The 19272-nt window shown below is 50.4% G+C and carries 15 protein-coding genes, 1 tRNA gene, 2 rRNA genes and 1 pseudogene; 10 read left to right on the forward strand and 9 right to left on the reverse strand.

Annotation, left to right across the window (positions count from 1 at the left end; genetic code table 11):
- Window positions 1–144 precede the first annotated feature (144 nt).
- The 4 genes from QXV08_RS01850 to QXV08_RS01865 all read left to right on the forward strand — a co-directional run bounded on the left by QXV08_RS01850 (window position 145) and on the right by QXV08_RS01865 (window position 7098).
- Window positions 145–1823 (forward strand): 16S ribosomal RNA (locus QXV08_RS01850).
- A 199-nt stretch (window positions 1824–2022) separates the two neighbouring features.
- Window positions 2023–5119: ribosomal RNA gene (locus tag QXV08_RS01855) — 23S ribosomal RNA — on the forward strand.
- Together the 16S and 23S rRNA genes form the textbook arrangement of a ribosomal RNA operon.
- 70 nt (window positions 5120–5189) lie before the next feature.
- A complete protein-coding gene (locus QXV08_RS01860; RefSeq protein WP_342786714.1) occupies window positions 5190–6113 on the forward strand; it encodes a geranylgeranylglycerol-phosphate geranylgeranyltransferase in 924 nt (307 codons plus the stop codon).
- Window positions 6114–6216: 103 nt separating this feature from the next.
- Window positions 6217–7098: a phosphatase PAP2 family protein gene (locus QXV08_RS01865; protein ID WP_342786712.1), complete on the forward strand. Its 882-nt coding sequence runs from the start codon at window positions 6217–6219 to the stop codon at window positions 7096–7098.
- Here QXV08_RS01865 and QXV08_RS01870 read toward each other — a convergent pair.
- A tRNA-Pro gene (locus tag QXV08_RS01870) sits at window positions 7080–7154 on the reverse strand. The two genes, QXV08_RS01865 and QXV08_RS01870, sit on opposite strands and share 19 nt — an antisense overlap.
- A 40-nt stretch (window positions 7155–7194) precedes the next feature.
- Window positions 7195–8175: an SIS domain-containing protein gene (locus QXV08_RS01875; protein ID WP_342786713.1), complete on the reverse strand. Its 981-nt coding sequence runs from the start codon at window positions 8173–8175 to the stop codon at window positions 7195–7197.
- An 85-nt stretch (window positions 8176–8260) separates the two neighbouring features.
- On the opposite strand from QXV08_RS01875, the gene QXV08_RS01880 reads away from it, so the two are divergent.
- Entirely contained in the window at window positions 8261–8902 is a 642-nt protein-coding gene (locus QXV08_RS01880) for a hypothetical protein (RefSeq protein WP_342786711.1), read from the forward strand.
- Window positions 8903–8920: 18 nt separating this feature from the next.
- Here the strand turns inward: QXV08_RS01880 and QXV08_RS01885 are convergent, their stop codons facing one another.
- Together QXV08_RS01885 and QXV08_RS01890 are read right to left on the reverse strand one after the other, a co-directional pair.
- Complete coding sequence (locus QXV08_RS01885; protein WP_342786710.1) at window positions 8921–9394, reverse strand: hypothetical protein; 474 nt, start codon at window positions 9392–9394, stop codon at window positions 8921–8923.
- 3 nt (window positions 9395–9397) lie between these two features.
- Window positions 9398–9637 (reverse strand): hypothetical protein, encoded by a 240-nt coding sequence (locus QXV08_RS01890; protein WP_342786709.1) that lies wholly within the window; start codon window positions 9635–9637, stop codon window positions 9398–9400.
- Window positions 9638–9742: 105 nt separating this feature from the next.
- On the opposite strand from QXV08_RS01890, the gene QXV08_RS01895 reads away from it, so the two are divergent.
- The gene (locus QXV08_RS01895; RefSeq protein WP_342786708.1) at window positions 9743–10534 is read left to right on the forward strand and encodes a DUF2258 domain-containing protein; all 792 of its coding nucleotides are present in this window, start codon (window positions 9743–9745) and stop codon (window positions 10532–10534) included.
- On the opposite strand, the gene QXV08_RS01900 is transcribed toward QXV08_RS01895, so the two are convergent.
- On the reverse strand, window positions 10523–11500 hold the full coding sequence (locus QXV08_RS01900) for a DHHA1 domain-containing protein (protein WP_342786707.1): 978 nt from the start codon (window positions 11498–11500) through the stop codon (window positions 10523–10525). The genes QXV08_RS01895 and QXV08_RS01900 overlap by 12 nt on opposite strands.
- Window positions 11501–11704: 204 nt before the next feature.
- Between QXV08_RS01900 and xerA the strand changes: the two genes are divergently transcribed.
- A complete protein-coding gene (gene xerA / locus QXV08_RS01905) occupies window positions 11705–12709 on the forward strand; it encodes a site-specific tyrosine recombinase/integron integrase (RefSeq protein ID WP_342786706.1) in 1005 nt (334 codons plus the stop codon).
- Here the strand turns inward: xerA and QXV08_RS01910 are convergent.
- Window positions 12706–13173: a hypothetical protein gene (locus tag QXV08_RS01910; RefSeq protein ID WP_342786705.1), complete on the reverse strand. Its 468-nt coding sequence runs from the start codon at window positions 13171–13173 to the stop codon at window positions 12706–12708. The two genes, xerA and QXV08_RS01910, sit on opposite strands and share 4 nt — an antisense overlap.
- A gap of 82 nt (window positions 13174–13255) precedes the next feature.
- Here QXV08_RS01910 and QXV08_RS01915 point away from each other — a divergent pair, with 82 nt between their 5' ends.
- The 3 genes from QXV08_RS01915 (at window position 13256) to QXV08_RS01925 (ending at window position 16571) form a co-directional block, all read left to right on the forward strand.
- Window positions 13256–14770 carry an aminopeptidase gene (locus tag QXV08_RS01915; protein ID WP_342786704.1) on the forward strand — a complete coding sequence of 505 codons (1515 nt, stop codon included), beginning with the start codon at window positions 13256–13258 and terminating at the stop codon, window positions 14768–14770.
- Window positions 14760–16199, forward strand: a complete 1440-nt coding sequence (proS, locus tag QXV08_RS01920) for a proline--tRNA ligase (RefSeq protein ID WP_342786703.1) — start codon at window positions 14760–14762, stop codon at window positions 16197–16199. The genes QXV08_RS01915 and proS overlap by 11 nt, the downstream gene beginning before the upstream one ends.
- A 123-nt stretch (window positions 16200–16322) precedes the next feature.
- The gene (locus QXV08_RS01925; RefSeq protein WP_342786702.1) at window positions 16323–16571 is read left to right on the forward strand and encodes a hypothetical protein; all 249 of its coding nucleotides are present in this window, start codon (window positions 16323–16325) and stop codon (window positions 16569–16571) included.
- Here QXV08_RS01925 and QXV08_RS01930 read toward each other — a convergent pair.
- The 3 genes and pseudogenes from QXV08_RS01930 to QXV08_RS01940 all read right to left on the reverse strand — a co-directional run.
- Window positions 16563–17252, reverse strand: coding sequence for a diphthine--ammonia ligase (locus tag QXV08_RS01930; protein WP_342786701.1), 690 nt, complete (start codon window positions 17250–17252; stop codon window positions 16563–16565). The genes QXV08_RS01925 and QXV08_RS01930 overlap by 9 nt on opposite strands.
- Window positions 17253–17346: 94 nt before the next feature.
- The gene (locus QXV08_RS01935; protein WP_342821382.1) at window positions 17347–18750 is read right to left on the reverse strand and encodes a V-type ATP synthase subunit B; all 1404 of its coding nucleotides are present in this window, start codon (window positions 18748–18750) and stop codon (window positions 17347–17349) included.
- A 2-nt stretch (window positions 18751–18752) separates the two neighbouring features.
- Window positions 18753–19272, reverse strand: a pseudogene (locus tag QXV08_RS01940) (V-type ATP synthase subunit A); the annotation flags it as partial.

Here is a 19272-nt window from a genome sequence, read left to right on the forward strand (position 1 = left end):
GATTCCGGACGCTTACAAGAAAACCCAATGGGGATTCAAGCAATCCGGGGGGCGCTTACCCTCCGGAAGCTTGAATCCGACGAGAAGGCGGATGCTGTCCAACCAGGTAATCCAGAAACCTCGGCCCCGCCCCAAGCGGCCGTAACTCCGGTTGATCCTGCCGGTCCCGACCGCTATCGGGGTGGGGCTAAGCCATGGGAGTCGTACGCTCCGCCGCTGCGGGGCGTGGCAGACGGCTGAGTAACACGTGGCTAACCTACCCTCGGGAGGGGGATAACACCGGGAAACTGGTGCTAATCCCCCATAGAGGAGGGGGCCTGGAAGGGTCCCTCCTCGAAAAGGTGTGGCAGGGGTTAACGCTGCCACACCGCCCGAGGATGGGGCTACGGCCCATTAGGTAGTTGGCGGGGTAACGGCCCGCCAAGCCGATAATGGGTAGGGGCCGTGAGAGCGGGAGCCCCCAGATGGGCACTGAGACAAGGGCCCAGGCCCTACGGGGCGCACCAGGCGCGAAACCTCCGCAATGCGGGAAACCGTGACGGGGCCACCCCGAGTGCCCCCTTACGGGGGCTTTTCCCCGCTGTAGGAAGGCGGGGGAATAAGCGGGGGGCAAGTCTGGTGTCAGCCGCCGCGGTAATACCAGCCCCGCGAGACCGGGGTATCCCGGCTATATTTGGGGTATATATTCATAATTACTTGGGTGGTTTACTTATAGTGAGCGAGGCAGATGAAAACTACATAGCTGGTTACAAAATAATATCTTAGAGCTCGATCTTAGGCATCCCAAGTGGGAAAACTATGCTTATACTTATCTAGCCGGGATCCCCGGCGCGGATGGTCGGGACGATTATTGGGCCTAAAGCGCCCGTAGCCGGCTCGGCAAGTCTCCTCCTAAATCCCCGGGCTCAACCCGAGGATTGGAGGAGATACTGCCGAGCTAGGGGGTGGGAGAGGCCGAGGGTACTCCCGGGGTAGGGGCGAAATCCTATAATCCCGGGAGGACCACCAGTGGCGAAGGCGCTCGGCTGGAACACGCCCGACGGTGAGGGGCGAAAGCCGGGGGAGCGAACCGGATTAGATACCCGGGTAGTCCCGGCTGTAAACGATGCGGGCTAGGTGTTGGGTGGGCTTAGAGCCCACCCAGTGCCGCAGGGAAGCCGTTAAGCCCGCCGCCTGGGGAGTACGGCCGCAAGGCTGAAACTCAAAGGAATTGGCGGGGGAGCACCACAAGGGGTGGAGCCTGCGGTTCAATTGGAGTCAACGCCGGGAATCTCACCGGGGGAGACAGCAGGATGACGGCCAGGTTAAAGGCCTTGCCTGACGCGCTGAGAGGAGGTGCATGGCCGTCGCCAGCTCGTGCTGTGAAGTGTCCGGTTAAGTCCGGAAACGAGTGAGACCCCCACCCCTAGTTGCGACCCGGGGCTACGGCTCCGGGGCACACTAGGGGGACTGCCGCCGTTTAAGGCGGAGGAAGGAGGGGGCCACGGCAGGTCAGCATGCCCCGAATCCCCCGGGCTACACGCGGGCTACAATGGCGGGGACAATGGGATCCGACCCCGAAAGGGGGAGGCAATCCCTCAAACCCCGCCGTAGTTGGGATCGAGGGCTGCAACTCGCCCTCGTGAACGAGGAATCCCTAGTAACCGCGTGTCAACATCGCGCGGTGAATACGTCCCTGCTCCTTGCACACACCGCCCGTCGCTCCACCCGAGGGGAGGGGGAGTGAGGCCCGGCCCCCTGGGTCGGGTCGAACTCCCCCTCCCTGAGGGGGGAGAAGTCGTAACAAGGTAGCCGTACCGGAAGGTGCGGCTGGATCACCTCCTGCCACTAAGGCCGGGGCGGGGCCGGGGCTGGAATATACCTGGTTGGACAGCATCCGCCTTCTCACTCAGATGCAACACGGGGGTATCCCCCGTGTGAAGGCGTGAACCCCCTGTTAAACTCAACGGGGTTATGAGCGCTACAGGTACGCCCATAGGCAGGGGTACTAATCGAATCTATGAGACCCCGCCTCTCGTCCCTTGGGCACGGCGAGGACGCCGCCCGGTGGATGGCTCGGCTCGGGCGCCGAGGAAGGCCGTGGCAAGCTGCGATAAGCCCGGGGTAGGCGCAGGCAGCCGTTGAACCCGGGATCGCCGAATGGGACCTCCCGCCGCGGGCTCTAAGCCCGCGGCACCCGGGAAACCCGCAAGGGGAGTACCGGGTGGGAACCCCCCGAACGGAAACATCTTAGTAGGGGGAGGAAAAGAAACCAAACGGGATCCCCTGAGTAGGGGCGACCGAAAGGGGGAGAGCCCAGACCAAATCCCCACGGGATAACCGTGGGGAGATGTGGGGTTACTGGCTCCACGGCTGGGGTTCGACCCCAGCGGGCCGACCCACTGTAGCCGAAGTGGCCTGGAAAGGCCCGCCGTAGAGGGTGATAGCCCCGTAGGCTAAACAGTGGGGGCCCGTGCCATGGAGCAGAGTACCACGGCTTGGTTTTGCCGTGGGAAGTCGGGGGTCACCGACCTCCAAGGCTAAATACGTCCCGAGACCGATAGCGAACTAAGTACCGTGAGGGAAAGCTGAAAAGCACCCCGCAAGGGGGGTGAAAAGAGCCTGAAACCGGGCGGCTACATACGGCACGGCCCTGAAGGAGTGAAGCCCGCTGAAGGAAACCGGGGCGACCCGGGAGTACAAGGCGGGTGGACCAGGGTCGTGCCGTCCGTCTTGAAACACGGGCCGGGGAGTCCACGGCAGTGGCGAGCCTAAGGGGGTCAAAGCCCCGTAGGCGTAGGGAAACCGACAAGCCCGCAGCCGCCTCAAGGCGGCGAGGGGCGGGGTCCCAAAGGGCCCGGAGTCACTGCCGTGGGACCAGAAACCGGGCGATCTAGGCGGGGGCAGGGCGAAGCCGGGGGAAACCCCGGTGGAGGCCCGAAAGGGTTCTGACGTGCAATTCGTTCCCATGACCCCCGTCTAGGGGCAAAAGACCAATCTAGCCCGGTGATAGCTGGTTCCCGCCGAAGTGGGTCTCAGCCCAGCCCCGCCGGAGGTGGGCCACGGGGTAGAGCTACGGATCGGGGATGCGGAGGCCGAAAGGCCTCGGTCCCCGGTCCAACTCCGAACCCGTGGCCACCGTAGATGGCGGGAGTGGGGTTCCCCGGCGTAAGGCTGGGGGCCGCGAGGGGAACAACCCAGACCGGGGTTAAGGCCCCAAAGTGCCGGCTAAGTGCCAATGCGAAAGGGCGTCCTACGGCTTAGACAGCGGGGAGGTGGGCCTAACAGCAGCCATCCTTTAAAGAGTGCGTAACAGCTCACCCGCAGAGCCGTAGGGCCCCGAAGATTAGTCGGGGCTCAAGCCGGCCGCCGAGACCCCGGGGCACGGCTCCGCTGGAGCCGTGATCCGGTAGGCGGGCGCCGGGTCGGGGCAGAAGTCGGGCCGTGAGGTCCGATGGACCCGATCCGGGTGAAGATCCCGGCGGCAGTAACAGCGAAGAGGGGTGGGAATCCCCTCCGCCGGAAAGGGCAAGGGTTCCTCGGCAACGGTCGTCGGCCGAGGGTTAGCCGGTCCTAACCCGGGCCGTAACACGGACCCGGGGAATGGGAAACGGGTTAATATTCCCGTGCCGCAGGGGTAGGTGCGGCAACGCAAGCCCTGCCTCCGACGCCTCTGGATAGGCGGACTGGAGGCACCCGTATGGGTGCGATCCAGCTAACCGGTGAAGGCCCTGGAGTACCGTAATGGTGAGAAGGGGCCGAAGCCGGGAATGGGGCTCCGTTAGGAGCCTTCCGCCGATTCCAGGGGCCCTTGAAAAGGGGGCAGGGAACGATCCCCTGCGACCGTACCGAGAACCGACACAGGTGCCCCTGGGTTAGAAGCCCAAGGCGTGTGGGGGCTAACCCGGGCCAGGGAACTCGGCAAATTGGCCCCGTAACTTCGGGAGAAGGGGTGCCTGCGGTCTTGGGGCACACCCCTGGGACCGCAGGCCGCAGTGCCTAGGGGGGCCTGACTGTTTAATAAAAACATAGGTCCCCGCAAGCCCGAAAGGGTTTGTACGGGGGCTGAATCCTGGCCACTGGCGGTCCGTGAAACCGGGGTCCAACCCGGCGAAGCGCCGCTGAAGGCCGGGAGTAACTCTGACTCTCTTAAGGTAGCCAAATGCCTTGCCGGGTAAGTTCCGGCGCGCATGAATGGATCAACGAGGTCCCCACTGTCCTGGCCTGGGGCCCCGTGAATACACGGAGCCGGTGCATAGGCCGGCAACCCCCCGCAGGGCGATAAGTCCCCGTGGAGCTTCACCGCAGCCTGGCGCTGGCACCCGGGTTGCGGTGCGTAGCGTAGGTGGGAGCCTGTGAAGCCATGCTTCCGGGCATGGTGGAGGCGTCAATGAAACACCACCCATCGCAACCCGGGTGCCTTACTCCCGGGTTGCCGGGAGGACAACGCCAGGTGGGCGGTTCGGCTGGGGCGGCACGCCCGCGAAAAGATAACACGGGCGCCCAAAGGTCGGCTCAGGCGGGTTAGAGCTCCGCCGTAGAGTGCAAGGGCAAAAGCCGGCCTGACCGGACCCTTGAACACAAGGGGTCCGGCCGGGAAACCGTGGCCTAGCGAACGCTCGTGCCCTCCTCGGTGGGGGCCGGGCATGACAGAAAAGTTACCCCGGGGATAACAGAGTCGTCGCGGGCGAGAGCTCCCATCGACCCCGCGGTTTGCTACATCGATGTCGGCTCTTCCCATCCTGGGGGTGCAGCAGCCCCCAAGGGTGGGGCTGCCCGCCCATTAAAGGGGAACGTGAGCTGGGTTTAGACCGTCGTGAGACAGGTCGGACTCTACCCGCGGGGGGTGCGGGCCGCCTGAGGGGAAGCTGCCCTCAGTACGAGAGGAACGGGGCGGCGCGGCCTCTGGTTTACCGGTTGTCCTGGCGGGCAACGCCGGGCAGCCACGCCGCAAGGGGTAACCGCTGAAAGCATCTAAGCGGGAACCCCTCCCCGAAAAGAGGCGGCCTGCCGTCACGGGGTAACCCGTGGCGGTACGGGCTCCCGTAGAAGACGGGGTTGATGGGGCGGGGGTGTAAGCCCCAAGGGGTTTCCCGAGGGGTTCAGCCCGCCGCTCCCAAGAGCCCGAACGCCGTGGCTTCGCCCAGGGGGCGAGGCGTGTTATACTACTGCTTGGCGGGGTCTCATAGATTCGGGTATAAACCTTGCCTATGGGCGTACCTGTAGCGCTCGTAATGGTTTTAACTTCCTTCCCTCCTTTATCCAATATATTAGTGGTTGATATGGGTGTCGTTGATTATTGTCGTATGATGAGGCTGCCTAACTCCCTGATGAGTGGTTTCGGCGCTGTCTTCATGTTATTGATGTTTAGATACTATGATTTCTCTGGTGTGGGCTTTGTAAGGCTTTTGATAGGCTTTGTAACAGGGTTTACTATTACATCAGCCTCTATGCTGGTTAACGATGTAGTGGATTTGGAGGTTGACCGGGTTAATAAGCCGTGGAAGCCCCTGCCCAGTGGTAAGGCTTCCCCGAGGATCTCGCTCACCCTGGCGCTTGTTCTCGTGATGGCTGGCGTGTTATTAAACCTGGTAATTAATATTTATGTAGCGTTGATTGCAGCAGTATACGCTGTACTAGGACTCGGCTACAGCTTCCTGAGGATGCATTGGTGGAGCCAGCTCGTGGTAGCAGCCTCTACAACGGGTCCCATAATATATGGTTATATCGCGGCTGGCGCGCCGCCCGGTGATACAGTTGTAGTTGCCGGGCTCTCCCTCACAATATTCATTGTTACACTGGGCAGGGAGGTGTTGAAGGCCATACAGGACATCGAGGGCGATAGAATACAGGGGTATGAGACAATACCATTGAAGACAGGCGTCGAGGCGTCCTCCAAGTTACTCGTGATAACAGGGATCACAGGGCCCCTCACAGGGATTTTGACGGGCTTACTCACAGGGTCCAGCATACTCTACAAGATACTTATCACTATAGCCGGCGTCCTCTACTTCTATTCTATGATCAAGGCATATAGGTTCCTGGGTATTAAGGAGAAGCTTGAGGAGGCGAGAAGAGAGACCCTGGTTGAAATGTTGATCGGGTTACTTGGCTTCTGGCTCTACAAGGCTTAATCAGCTAGGAGAACGGTCTTCACTGGCTCCGGTTACCGTCATTTCATCATCGAGTAAATATATTATTCTAAGCCGGGGAATATAATATTAGTCTACCCGGGGGATGATCTTATTGCATGGATTAGGCAACAGGTTTAAAATACTCCTGGATGCAGTGATAGCCGTAGCCCTCGCCTCGTCAATACTCTTAAATAACACAGCCGTATGGAGGGCGTGGAGCATCCTCGGCGAGGAATACATATACTTGTTCACATGTATATTATTATACTACATAGTAGACCCCTACACAGGCTTATATACTGTTCTCGCTGTAATAGCCTCCGGCTCATTAAACCTGGTGATGAAGTACTCATTTAACACACCGAGGCCGCCAAACCCCTTAGTGGAAGCAGAGGGCCCCGGGTTCCCAAGCGGCCACGCACAGATCTCAACATCATTCTGGGGCACACTTACAGTGAAACTAAGGGATAAATATCTCGCAGTAGCCTCAGCACTATTGGTTACAGGCATATCACTGAGCAGGATATATCTAAGAGCCCACTACATAGTAGACGTGGCCGGCGGAATCGCTGCGGGGCTAGCTATAGCCCTGATAATTTATTATCTAGGCAGCAGGCTTGAACCAGGGTCAGCCTCCATCACGATAGGCGCGGCGACAATAGCTCTATCATCAGCAACACTACTACTCAGGCAATGGGAGCCCACGGCGCTAGGGTTAACTGGAATAGGCATAGCACTAGTAGCCTCAGGCAAGAGGATAAAGGATGCAGTGGAAGCGTTAAATACTATGGATATGATGCATAGAACAACGGCATTAATACTCGTGCTAATAGCCACTGGGCCATTATACCTAGCCGCTAGAACAGGGGGAGTGGTAAGGATAATATTTTTCACTATAATAGGCTTGATAATATTCAATACACCACTGATTCTAGGGAAGAAGATAAGGAGTAAGAGACATAATAGTGGGGCCGCGGGGATTTGAACCCCGGGTCACGGGGGCCCAAGCCCCGCATCCTAGCCAGGCTAGACTACGGCCCCTCAGATACTAGGTTTAATAGTGCTTAGAGCTTTTTAACCTTTAAAGCCCGGGGAATATATTGTACACAAACTCCTTATACCTCTTGATACTCCTTGTCTCAAGGGGATCTATACCCCTGAGGACCGCGAGCCTCACGCTGGCCACTCCGAGAACTAGGCTACCGTAGATAAGCTTATCTAATAATGTTTCCCCTCTAAGGCTTAACCTATGCCTCCAGGCATTAACCTCCTTGTATATTTCATCCATGAAATCCACGAGCCTGCATCCAGCCTCGTCAACCGGGTCGAATACCTCGATTATCTTTAAGGGTATGCCACTAGGCTCCTCATACCCTACTATATCGTTATGCATCCATTCGGGTGCAACATCTATTTTAACCGGTATCTTACTGTTCTCATTAAACTCGTTCTTACCCCTTAGGGCCAGTGCTTCTAGAGGGGTATGGGTTGCAATAACCAGTAGACCCTGGATTCCATGAATCCACTCGGCTAGCCTGTAAGCCTCTTCCACCGCGTTATTCATGACGCTATCTATGAATGATAAGGTTTCCTCAGCATCACTCTTACTCACCATGGATAACCCGCTCGAGTCAAGTAATCCAAGGATCTTGAAGAGCATTGATGGCAGGGAAGCCCTTGGAGCCAGACCCGTGGGTAGTGGAATATATGGTAATCCATGCTTCAAAGCATAGTCTCTTAGATGGCCACCGCTGGAGACCACTACTATATTCCCCGACTTCTTAGACGCCTCGATGGTTGCATTTATTGTTTCAACAGTATTACCACTGTAACTAACCGATAAGACCAGTGTATCTGAGTCAATGAAGCCCGGCGCGTGATGCGATTTAGAAGTATACACGGGGAGGCCTTTACTAGTTTGCGAAAGAGTAGCTAGGAAATCCCCTACTATACCGCTACCACCCATACCGAGTACCACGATCTTGTCGAAGACCCCGGAAACCCTGTATCTCCCCCATTCAATCAAGGCCTCTCTAATCTGGTTAACCCAGCCCCTATACATCTCCTCCAAGTATGACACCCCTTCAACTCTATTATTCTTCTTTTAAACGGGTTGAGATATAAAATAACTATAGCGTGATGGCGGAGTGGATTTAATAAGACTACTTACAAGGGGCTATAAAGCCATTGTAAGCCACTACATGAGCATTAAGTCAAGGATAGTGCTCGAGGTATTGAATAATAAACCAGTAGACTCAATCATCATACTTGACCAAAACAGTATACTGAGCAGGACCATAGGGCTAGGGGAGTCATCTATACCGGGCATCCATATAAACCAATTGGTTGAGGCTAGGAAAGGATTACTCATAGTCTTCGAGCCAGGGGAGGAAATAGAGTTCGATCCCCTAGTAAAAAACTATGGGAACATACTAGTGTTTACAACCCCTGGCTCCAAGGCCAGGATACCCAGGTTCTTCGCCAAGATATATGTTGATAAGATAGATGAGGACACTTACCTCATGAGAATGTGGAAGGGCGGGGTGGTAAGGATACATGTGGACATGGATAGGCTACGCATAGCTAGTAAACCAGAGGGGGTTTACGGCCAGGTATACGATTTATTGAGGAAGCTGATGATAGAGTATGGCGAGATAACTGTTAAAGATGCTGTAAGAGCCGTATCGCTCGAGCTAGGTGTAGAAAAGAAAGTGGCTAAGCAAATAATCTACAAGCTCCTCAAGGAGAGGTATTTCAGGGTGGTGCATGGTAAAATAACCTTGTACTAGTTTAATCAGTAGGAGTCCTCAACTCCATGTAGAGGGGAGGGACTCGTCGAAATATATCTTATAAATCCCGAGCTTCTTGAGGATCACGTTGATGTAGTCGTCTATAATATTCCTTGAGATACCTGTCTTCTCAGCCCTCGAGATAACAATGTTTTCAACGATAGAGTACTTCTTATACTTCTCATTAAGCTCCTTCCAGGGTATACCGGTGAATGCCTTTACGATGACATTATCTATGGGGAGATAACCCCTGAGAATCATGAAGGCTATAATGGGGTAGCCCACATACCCTTTGTAAACAGTTCCATTATCATCGCTGTAAGCCCTGAAGACGCCTTGTTCCTCCTCTAGTAGGATAACCCTGTACTTTCTCTCACCAGTACTCGAGGAGACTACAGCCCTGCTAGAATCAACTATTTTCACCCGGTTATCCCCGATGCATCCAGCTGCCTCTAGGACCTTGATCCTAGGGGGCCTCGCAAGGAGCTTCAAGACCTATACCACCAGTTTCCTTATTACAAGCGGGTTTCGCGAGATCTCCTCTCCCACACCCTCAATCCTCTGACCTATCCCGAGCCTTAGATAGTTGTCGAGTTCTTTTTCATCAACAAGGACGTAGAAGTCTCTCTCAGAGCCCTCGACGTCTCCATGTACATATAGTAGCGGCGAGTTAAATCCATCTAGGTACTCTACTCCCACAACAATACCTGAAAAATTCTTTCCACCACCCAACACCAACACCACGTATTAAAAGTAGTTTCTCACCAGGTAATAAATCAGTCCAAGGCATTAATTAAGTTAATTAAGCTGAGATAATATATTATTTTTCAGGGATCACTTATGAGTGGGGAGGCTGCCAAAGAATTAAACACGGGTATCGTGATAGCTGGTGCATACGCTGATAAACTACGTAGAACCCTCTACGCTCAGTTAGCAGGTATCGTGAAAACAAACAAGGAGTTTGCGAGAGAGGTTGCGAGAGCATCCGCAGAGCTAAACATGTTACTCTTCCACGTATTGGTTGAAGGGGTAAAAGTAGATAAGGGAGACGCTGTTAGAATCAGGGTGAAATATATTATCGATGAGAAAGCTATGAGAATAAATTGGCTATATGATACACTCAAATTAGAAGTATTCAGGAGAGTACCGGATGAGCAGGTTGAGAGCGTAAAGAACAAGGTGATTAATGAGAAACTAGCTGAGATCCAGGAGAAATACAAGGAAGCGCCTACACGTGAGGAAGCAGAGAGAATCCTGGCTGGAGAGACTGAGGAAACCATAGTGGAGAAGCCGGTGAAACCAGTTGAAGACGCCCTAGAGAGGGTTACGTCACTAGACCTCGTTGGTGAAACAATCGAGGGAGGCTACCTCTTTAAGATAACCGGGAGGGAAGGAGCCTCGATAGGGCTTGTATCAATGGTTGCCAGCGGTGAAGACGTAGTGTTCGACGCGGTATTACTTGGAGACGGGGAGATAGCATATAGGTATATCGCTAGAACTCGTGGGAGGCTCGATCAATACGTTGAAGCCCCCGATAAGATACTTGAGGAGCTGAGGAAGACCAAGCCTACCCAGCTAGGTAGGGATGAGGCTTCGAGGCTAATAGAGGAGAAAATGAAGTCACTGTTGTAAAAAGCCTTTAATGGTTTCATCAAGCCTAGCGAGAAACTCGTTGAAAAACTCTTTTTTAACCCTGGCTCCTGCAGCGAACGGGTGTCCACCGCCCATGACAGGGAGCTCCCTCGACATGATTCTGAGAATCCTGTTTAAATCAATGGTGTTATCTCCCCGCAGGCTCATTACATATGTATCGCCCCGTTCCTCAATGGCTATACCTACCCGTGTACCCCCATATACCCTCGCATAGTTGGCGGCTTTACCGATGCTTCCAGGAGGGTTTACGACATACCCTATTGCTCCATAGACATGGGTATTCTCCTTGACCCATACCCGTAGCTCTTCATCTCGTTTAGCCTGCTCCAACCCTCTTTCAACGATAGCTGGATTACTGCTTGGGAGGCTATTTCTAGATAAATACTCTACGATTCCCCGTTTGAACTCGTAGTCACGTCGAGTTCCCTCTAAGGCCTGGATTAGTATGCCTGCCTCGAGGTATATGGATCTCTTATCCCATTCGGCCAGTGTTCTTTTAACCCATTGGGTTTCATCGAGATAGTCGCCTATAGCTCCATATAGTGCTACCCGAGAGTACTCCGGGTCCAACCCCCTCTCATGGAGGAATATATATGTCAACTCGGAGGCGGAGCAACAAGTATTATGGTATACGTTAACCCTATCCATACCATTAAGCCTGGTATTGAGGGGTTCCGGGTGGTGATCTATGTAAACGACTTCACCATACCTCCCTCTTTCCTCGAGTAGTTTCAGGACCTCCTCAGCATGCACCTCGTTTAAGGCTATGTCAGCAATAAATATGTTGTCGCCGTTCCTCGTGAACTCCTTGAGATCCCCTAGTAGTCCAACCGGGTGCGTGAAAAAGATTACTGGTTCCTCCCTAGTCTTGTAGAAATTATAGGCCAACGCCCCCGAGGCCACACCATCGCTGTCTCCATGGACAAGTATCACGCGCCTAGGCATGGTACCACTTCATGCTTGAATACCTGGATAAGGGTCAGCCCCGCGCGGCGTCTTCATCCCATTCAAGGGTTTAACCTGCCACGCATCTTCATCCCATTATTATTATTTGATTACGGCGGGTAATAATGTTTAAACCATCTCGGATTAGTAGCAGCCCCTTATCTTAAAACATGATAATAGCGGATCCATTGGCAGGGATTTGTTTTGCCGGGCAGAATAGAACTTGGTAAAGCACCTCAAGGTATACTGGATTTAAGCAATAAGGAGATAGTGGAGGAGTTTAAGGCGTCTCTTGAGGCATCAGGGGCATCAGAAGAGACGATAAAAGCATATCTATCCGCTATCAAAGACTTCCTTGGTTTCATCGGGGATAAACCGTTAAGGGATGTAACTTTAAGGGATATACTGGCATGGCGTAATGATCGATTGAGAAACGGGTTTCCAAACAGGAAAATAAGTGATAAGGAGAAATGGCTGGTTACACTCCATTACTATACCTTGTTCCTCAAGAGGTTTTTTGAATGGCTTGGAGTAAATATAGTTGTGACACCGTTAAGAAAGCCTCATGCCAGCATTAATGTGTTGAGCGATGAAGAGGTTGAGAAACTCTATAATGCTGCTAGGACCCCGCTGGATAAACTAATATTGAGACTACTTGTTGACACTGGCCTCCGTAGTCGTGAGTTATTAGGCCTCCGCGTTGAAGACATTAATTTCCATAGTGGAGTAATAAAGGTTACTTCAGCCAAGTACGGTAAGGAGAGGTACGTCGTAGCTACAGAGGAAACCTTCAAGATGCTTGATGCCTGGATAAGGCTCAACGGGTTGATGCCTGGAGACAGACTCTTTAATTTAACATATAGTGGATTATATAAGAAGTTGAAGAGGTTGGCTACAAGGGCTGGAATAACCCCTGAGAGAGTAAGACCACATGTATTAAGACATACGTTTGCTACGCGTGCCCTGAGAAGAGGCCTCAGCCTTCCAGCACTCCAGAGGTTGCTGGGTCACTCGGACATTAAGACCACGCAGATATACCTTCATCTCTCAGTAGAGGATTTGAAGAAAGAGTATCATGAGAAAATGGATAAGCGCCTAGAAACCAGGGTAAGACAATGCATTAGATGTGGTAGGGAGCTCCCCTTTGACGCGTTATATTGTCCATACTGTGGTAGTATGCAACGAGAGGCAGCCTCTATTGAGTCTTAGGCCTCATCGATCAACCTAGCTATAATAACCCTGGGGATATCTTTGTAACCCGGGTTTTTCTCACGGTATCTGGCAACCAGTGCTTCTCCATCGCTAACCGGGTAGGTGTCCTGGTAGCCCTCTATATCCCTGATGACATCCTCGTTAAATACAGCGATAAACACTGGGTTAACAGGTATGCTCCACTTTTCACCACTATACTTGACTCTAAGCAGTTCCTCGAGGAACTCTTGGTCGTTCCCGTATTTACCGTTTACTACGACCCTATAGTATTGAGTAATATAATGTGCGATAATAATGAAGGCTAGCTCATTGTTCTTAAACCCCTTAAATACACTGATTTCACTGTGATCCTCCATGACAGCGTGGGGACCCGGCTCTATCCTATATCCTTTACCAGCCAGGATATCCAGTAACGCATCCAGGTTCTTAACGTTTTCCAGCTCTAATATATTGGTCGCCATGAATACCCCCTTGAAACAGTATTCTTCAATGTAAAATACTATATCCCTTATTAAAGATGAAACCTATAAGAGAGGGTTGAAAGTGGTTGGAGTAATAGAGCCGGGCTCAGCCTCTGAGAAAAAGTTTCTTGAAACCCTCAGGGAGATGCTGGATGAGTACTTTGACTGGGTAACAATCTACGAGACACCGGTGCTGAGATGGGACTGGAGTAAGTGTGTTATCGAGATAAATGGTGAGGAATATAAGTGTAGACCACTGCCATACACGCTCACAGGAGTTGGTGAGGGTAGGGGTTTAACAGCTAAGGGGGTGAGCAGGGAACTGGGGGGTAAGGTGCTCCTCCATGAATACCCCTCTAATATTCACGAGCTTAGATTCATCGTAGGCGAGGCGTTGAAGAACGGTGCAGAGGCTATAGTGTTCATTCATGAAGGGGGGAGACCACGGGATGCCGCTGTATTATCTAGTAGTATACCGGTCTTAAAGCCGGATACCCCGCCGGGGATCCCTGTCGTGGTCCTCGAGTCCAATCATAGGGGAATGAGTGGTTTCAATGGGGAAAGAATACGTGTTGAGACAGAGGCGAGGATACGTGATGGGGTTGGAAGGACGATGTTGGCAGGGATGAGTAATGGTGATAAAGTTAAAGTACACGTATCCACTCATCATGATGGGATCCCGGATGATAGGGGATATATGGGTAAATACATTGGATTACTTAGAGACGTCTTAACTATTGCAACCAGGCATAGTGGTGTAGAAGTGGTTTTTGCATCATACACGGCGAAAGAGATAGGCGACCCGCAGTTGAATAGCTATACATGGTCCTGGGGCTCTAGATACCTCTTAGAGATCCTTGAGTCAAAGAACCTGCTGGATAACACCCTCCTAGATATAAACCTGGATTTTAAAGGAGATGTATTCGAGATAATAGATAACCCGATACCGCTTCTCCCTAACCTAGACACTGTAAACAAAGGTAAAACACACTTCGGCTTAGATAGCCTAGTATACCTGAATCATGGGATTCCCTCTGTAACAATCTCAGGGTTAAATCCGAGTAATGTGGAAAGAGATACATATAAGGATATAGGATACGTTATTGAAGCCCTCCTCAAAATAGTGGAGGACCCTGAATCAATGCTTAAAAGGCTATGGAGTGAACTGGTTAAAAAACATGATGCAGCACCCTTAGAGTACAGGAACTCGGTGACAAGGATTTATGAATCCAGTAGGTTCACCGGGGTTTTCAATGCTGTTAAAGCTCTAATTACTTACACATCTACCTTAGCCTCGCTATATGTAATTATAGGTGGCGAATTTCACTCATGTATAACCCATGCGCCCCTATATTCACTTCTCGGAGAGTATATGAATAGAGTTGAGTATAGGCTTGGAGAGAGGGGGAGGATAATCGTGTGGAGCCTCGATAACATAATACTGGATGCAGGGGTAAGACTAGAGCCAAGCCTGATAAACAGTATCCTTAAAAGAATAGAGACCTCCATGCTTATTAAGATTGATGAATTGTTAAATAGCATACTAGAACTACAGGTATGTAGGAGAAGTATGCAGGGTGCGAGCGATGAGCGCTAAGAAAAGCATTGGGATAGATAAATATGAAAACTTCCCCGAGTGGTATCATGCAGTATTAAAGGAGGCCGGTGTCATCGATATAAGATACCCCGTTAAAGGCATGTATGTATGGATGCCATATGGATTGAAAGCATTGAGGCTCACTCAGAGGATAATAATGGATCTCCTCGAGAAAACAGGGCACCAAGAGGCATATTTCCCCACAATGGTGCCCGAAAGCGTGTTTTCACGTGAAAAAGATTTTCTACAGGGGTTCGGAGGAGAAACATTTATTGTCGAGGGAACAGTGACGAGAAGGTTTAATGAGAGATTATTCGTTAGGCCAACCAGTGAAACAGTAATGTATTACATGTGGAACATGTGGATAAAGGGGAGGAAGGATCTTCCATTGAAAATGTATCAAGTTGTAAACGTGTTCAGGTATGAGACAAAGATGACTCATCCAATACTAAGGGTAAGAGAGATAATGGGCTTCATAGAGGCTCATACCGCACACTCGTCGAGAGAAGAGGCTGAGAAACAGATAATCGAGGCCATGGGGATATATAAGGAGTTCTTTAACAGGCTTCAGCTACCATACTTCATAGTCAAGACACCTCCATGGGACACGTTTGCCGGTGCAGAGTATAATTACGACTTCATAACGGTTATGCCTGATGGAAAAGGCCTCGAGCTAGGTAGCGTTATAAATCTAGGGCAGAAATTCGCTAGGGCATTCGAGATAAAATTCATGGATACTGATGGAGAAGAGAAATACGTCTATCAGACATGTTATGGTGTAAGCGAGAGAGTTCTAGGCGCGGTTATAGGAATACATGGAGACGAGATAGGATTATTCTTTCCGCCAGAGATCGCGCCAATACAGGTCGTTATAGTGCCAATAATGAAGCCTGGTGAAAAAGAGATTCTTGAATACGCTTCAAAGATAGGAGGCATGCTGGAGTCGCATGGCATAAGAGTCTTCATAGACAGCGACCTTGAGCATACGCCTGGATGGAAATACTATTACTGGGAAATGAAGGGAGTGCCGACCAGGATAGAGGTAGGAGCTAGGGAGGTTGAGACATCAACAGTAACCATTGCTAGGCGGGATAAAAGGGAGAAGCAGGTAGTTAGGCTAGAGGAGGTCCTTGAAACCCTCCGTAAGATATGGTTCGAGATAAACGAGTACCTGAGAATTAAGGGATTAGAGCATCTCAAGAAGAAAACATTATTCTTACCGGGTCATCTGGAGAATAAGGAGTTCAATGGATTAATCATCGCTCCCTGGGATGGAAGCAAGGAGTGCGCTGAGGAACTCGAGAAAGAGACAGGCAGGAATGTCCTTGGAGAGATAGTCGAGTCCCCGATACCTCTCCCTTCACCTACTCAGTACATGGCGTGTGGTAATAAGGCTGATCGGTATGCCCTGCTAGGCGTAACATACTAAGCTCAATGGGTTTCCAACTAGTTGACTGCATTCTCGTTAGAAAGAATTAGAAAAACGGAATCATTAACTTTTAAAGCCCATAATTAAATCCTTTAGTTAGTAAGCGTTTTCCAGGTGGTATAGATGAGTGAATATATAAAGCAGTTAAAAATACAGGTAGCCAGTAAAGTACCTGGTGTAAAATTCCAGGATAAATCAGCGTTAGAGGTAATGATCTTAAAAGAGGGCAAAGCCGTTTTAACAATAAGGGATGAAAAAGACTACATCGTGTTAACAACATCCGATGGTAACTCCTTTAAGTATGATAAATGGTATACCAAGCCAGAGCATCTTGCTGACACGGTGAAAGTATATATTGAGAGATTAAAGTAGGTTTTTTTCAACCAGTTTAATCCTCAAAGGCTCGAAGTATCCCTCAAACTCGGAAACAATGTTTTTCTCACCAGTAATAACCAACTTATACCTAAACAATGGTGAATCAACAACGATAGTTTCAGCGTCGCCACCCTCGAAAGATGGATTAAACCCGTATTTCTCCGCTAGTTTAACCAGTCTCTCAACATCACTCATCGTTATTTCTCTACCCAGCATATCTAGGGGTATCCCCATGCTCGTTATAGATGTGACGAGGAACCTGACACCATAATCTAGTAATTCCTCTAGGTAGCTGCGGGGGTCTCTGCCCCATAGCGGGGTATACAATTCGAGCCCTAGCTCATCCGCGATAACCTTAAACCTAGTTCTCTGATAGTTACTGGCTATGGCCCCGGTCACAAGTACCTTTACACCGTATCTATCCCTGGCTCTTCTAAGTAGGTTTTTCAAGGCGTCTAACTCTAATTTCTCATTGTAGACACCAATGGATTCAAGTGGTATGCTGAGAGAATATGCTTGTGCTTGGACAACGTTGAAGCTTGGTTTATGGTAGAGCATAGAGTATTTGTAGAATGGTATAATAGTTGAGAGAACTACTACTTGATACCCTGCTTCAACTGCCTTATGCAGGGCATATGTTGAATCCTTTCCACCACTGTAAAGAACAGTGGCCTTCATTAATGCCACCGTTAAACATGGGATTTTTGAAAACGATGTTCACATAATTATAAATTATTACTATTGGGTGGAGGGATCGTATACACGTATTCAACTATGGATTGCCACCTTTATATTTGGGATGGTATTTCTTTATGTATTCTACTTTAATCTTCTTTAATTCTTCTTCAGGTAGAATAGCTAGAAGCTCCCATCCCTTATCCAATGTCTCCTCTATAGTCCTGCGCTCATATTCTCCCTGCCCGATAAACTCTCTTTCAAACCTGTCAGCGAACTCGAGATACTTCCTATCCCTCTGGGTTAGTGTTTCCGTACCAACTATTACGGAGAGCTCCCTCAGCCTTATGCCTTCAGCATAGGCGCTTATTAATTGCATAAATACATTATTGTGGTCCTCTCGTGTCTTTCCTTCACCAATTCCATCCTTCATCAACCTTGAAAGACTCATTAGTGGATCGAATGGTGGATATATACCCTTCATCCATAGCTGTCTCGAGAGAACTAGCTGACCCTCTGTTATATACCCTGTGAGATCCGGTATTGGATGTGTGATATCGTCATCTGGCATGGTGAGTATTGGGAGCTGTGTTATACTACCCTTCTTACTGTGGACACGCCCGGCACGCTCGTATATCGTTGCTAAATCAGTATACATGTAGCCAGGGTATCCTCTTCTACCTGGGACCTCTTCTCTTGCAGCACTGAGTTCTCTAAGGGCTTCACAGTAGAAGGTCATGTCTGTTAATATTACGAGTACATGCATGTCATGTGACCACGCTAAGTGCTCGGCTATGGTTAATGCTACACGGGGTGTTGCAATTCTCTCTATGACCGGTGAACTAGCTGTATTGATTAATGCAATAGTTCTCTCAAGGGCACCGGTCTTCTTGAAGTTATCTATGAAGAACATCGCGTCATCATATGGTACTCCTATGGCTGCAAACACTATGGCAAACTTCTCCTCTTTACCGAGGACTCTTGCCTGCCTAACTATCTGGGCGGCGATCCTATTATGGGGTAGGCCTGAGCCGCTGAATATTGGGAGCTTCTGCCCTCTTACAATACTGAATAATCCATCAATAGCTGAAATCCCGGTTTCAATGAACTCTGAGGGCGGCAGCCTCGACGCTGGATTCAATGGCGCCCCATTTATATCGAGATAATCCTCCGGGATGATCCTTGGCCCCCCATCTATCGGCCTGCCTAATCCATCAAATATTCTTCCAAGCATGTCAATGCTTACAGGTATTTTAAGCGTCTCCCCTCGGTACTTAACCCTTGACCTAAATAGATCAACATCGGCCACTCCACCGAATACCTGTATTACCGTCACCTCTTTACTGACATCTATTACCTGTCCCAGTTTCACCTCGCCTGTTTGGAGTGCCACCTCTACTATTTCACCATATGTTACACCAGGTATTGTCTCAGCGAATAATAGTCCTCCCTGCGCTCTAAGTAGTTTACTCGAGATCCTTGTGGTTAATTTCACCGACATATCTATCTACTCCCCTCCCTAAGATTCTTGAATTCTTCCTCCATTTCTACAAGTATACTATCAAATTCCTTGGTGTTATCTCCAAAAGGTATATACCTCATTCTAGCAATTCTCTCCCTTATCTTCATGCCACGAATTTTCTCGAATGGTACTCCCAGCTTTATTGCTTCGAGAGCGTTCTCGTAGAACTTATCTATTATTATAGCCATCTTAACTGTTTTAACAGGGTGAGAGAAGGCGTCAACAGGGTTAAACGCGTCTTGCTGCAAAAAGTCCTCTCTTATGATTCTAGCTACTTCAAGAGTGAGCCTATCCTCTACAGGTAGCGCGTCGGCTCCCACCAGCCTCACCAATTCCTCTAGCTCGGCCTCTCTCTGCAGGATCTTCATGAATTTCTCCCTTAGATATGAGTACTCATGGCTTATTTTTGACCACCATTCTGTTACGTTATCTACATATAAGCTGAAGCTGGTTAACCAGTTTATTGAAGGGTAATGTCTTCTATACGCTAAGTTAACGTCT

Source organism: Desulfurococcus sp. (genome assembly GCF_038881575.1).
Taxonomy (GTDB): domain Archaea; phylum Thermoproteota; class Thermoprotei_A; order Sulfolobales; family Desulfurococcaceae; genus Desulfurococcus.

Excerpts from the sequence above, each read along its gene's own strand:
- QXV08_RS01865 (WP_342786712.1), top strand. The coding sequence starts at position 6,217 with ATGATCTTATTGCATGGATTAGGCAACAGGTTTAAAATACTCCTGGAT.
- QXV08_RS01860 (WP_342786714.1), top strand. The coding sequence starts at position 5,190 with ATGGGCGTACCTGTAGCGCTCGTAATGGTTTTAACTTCCTTCCCTCCT.
- QXV08_RS01895 (WP_342786708.1), top strand. The coding sequence starts at position 9,743 with ATGAGTGGGGAGGCTGCCAAAGAATTAAACACGGGTATCGTGATAGCT.
- QXV08_RS01935 (WP_342821382.1), bottom strand. The coding sequence starts at position 18,750 with ATGTCGGTGAAATTAACCACAAGGATCTCGAGTAAACTACTTAGAGCG.
- proS (WP_342786703.1), top strand. The coding sequence starts at position 14,760 with ATGAGCGCTAAGAAAAGCATTGGGATAGATAAATATGAAAACTTCCCC.
- QXV08_RS01925 (WP_342786702.1), top strand. The coding sequence starts at position 16,323 with ATGAGTGAATATATAAAGCAGTTAAAAATACAGGTAGCCAGTAAAGTA.
- QXV08_RS01900 (WP_342786707.1), bottom strand. The coding sequence starts at position 11,500 with ATGCCTAGGCGCGTGATACTTGTCCATGGAGACAGCGATGGTGTGGCC.
- QXV08_RS01910 (WP_342786705.1), bottom strand. The coding sequence starts at position 13,173 with ATGGCGACCAATATATTAGAGCTGGAAAACGTTAAGAACCTGGATGCG.
- QXV08_RS01930 (WP_342786701.1), bottom strand. The coding sequence starts at position 17,252 with ATGAAGGCCACTGTTCTTTACAGTGGTGGAAAGGATTCAACATATGCC.
- QXV08_RS01875 (WP_342786713.1), bottom strand. The coding sequence starts at position 8,175 with ATGTATAGGGGCTGGGTTAACCAGATTAGAGAGGCCTTGATTGAATGG.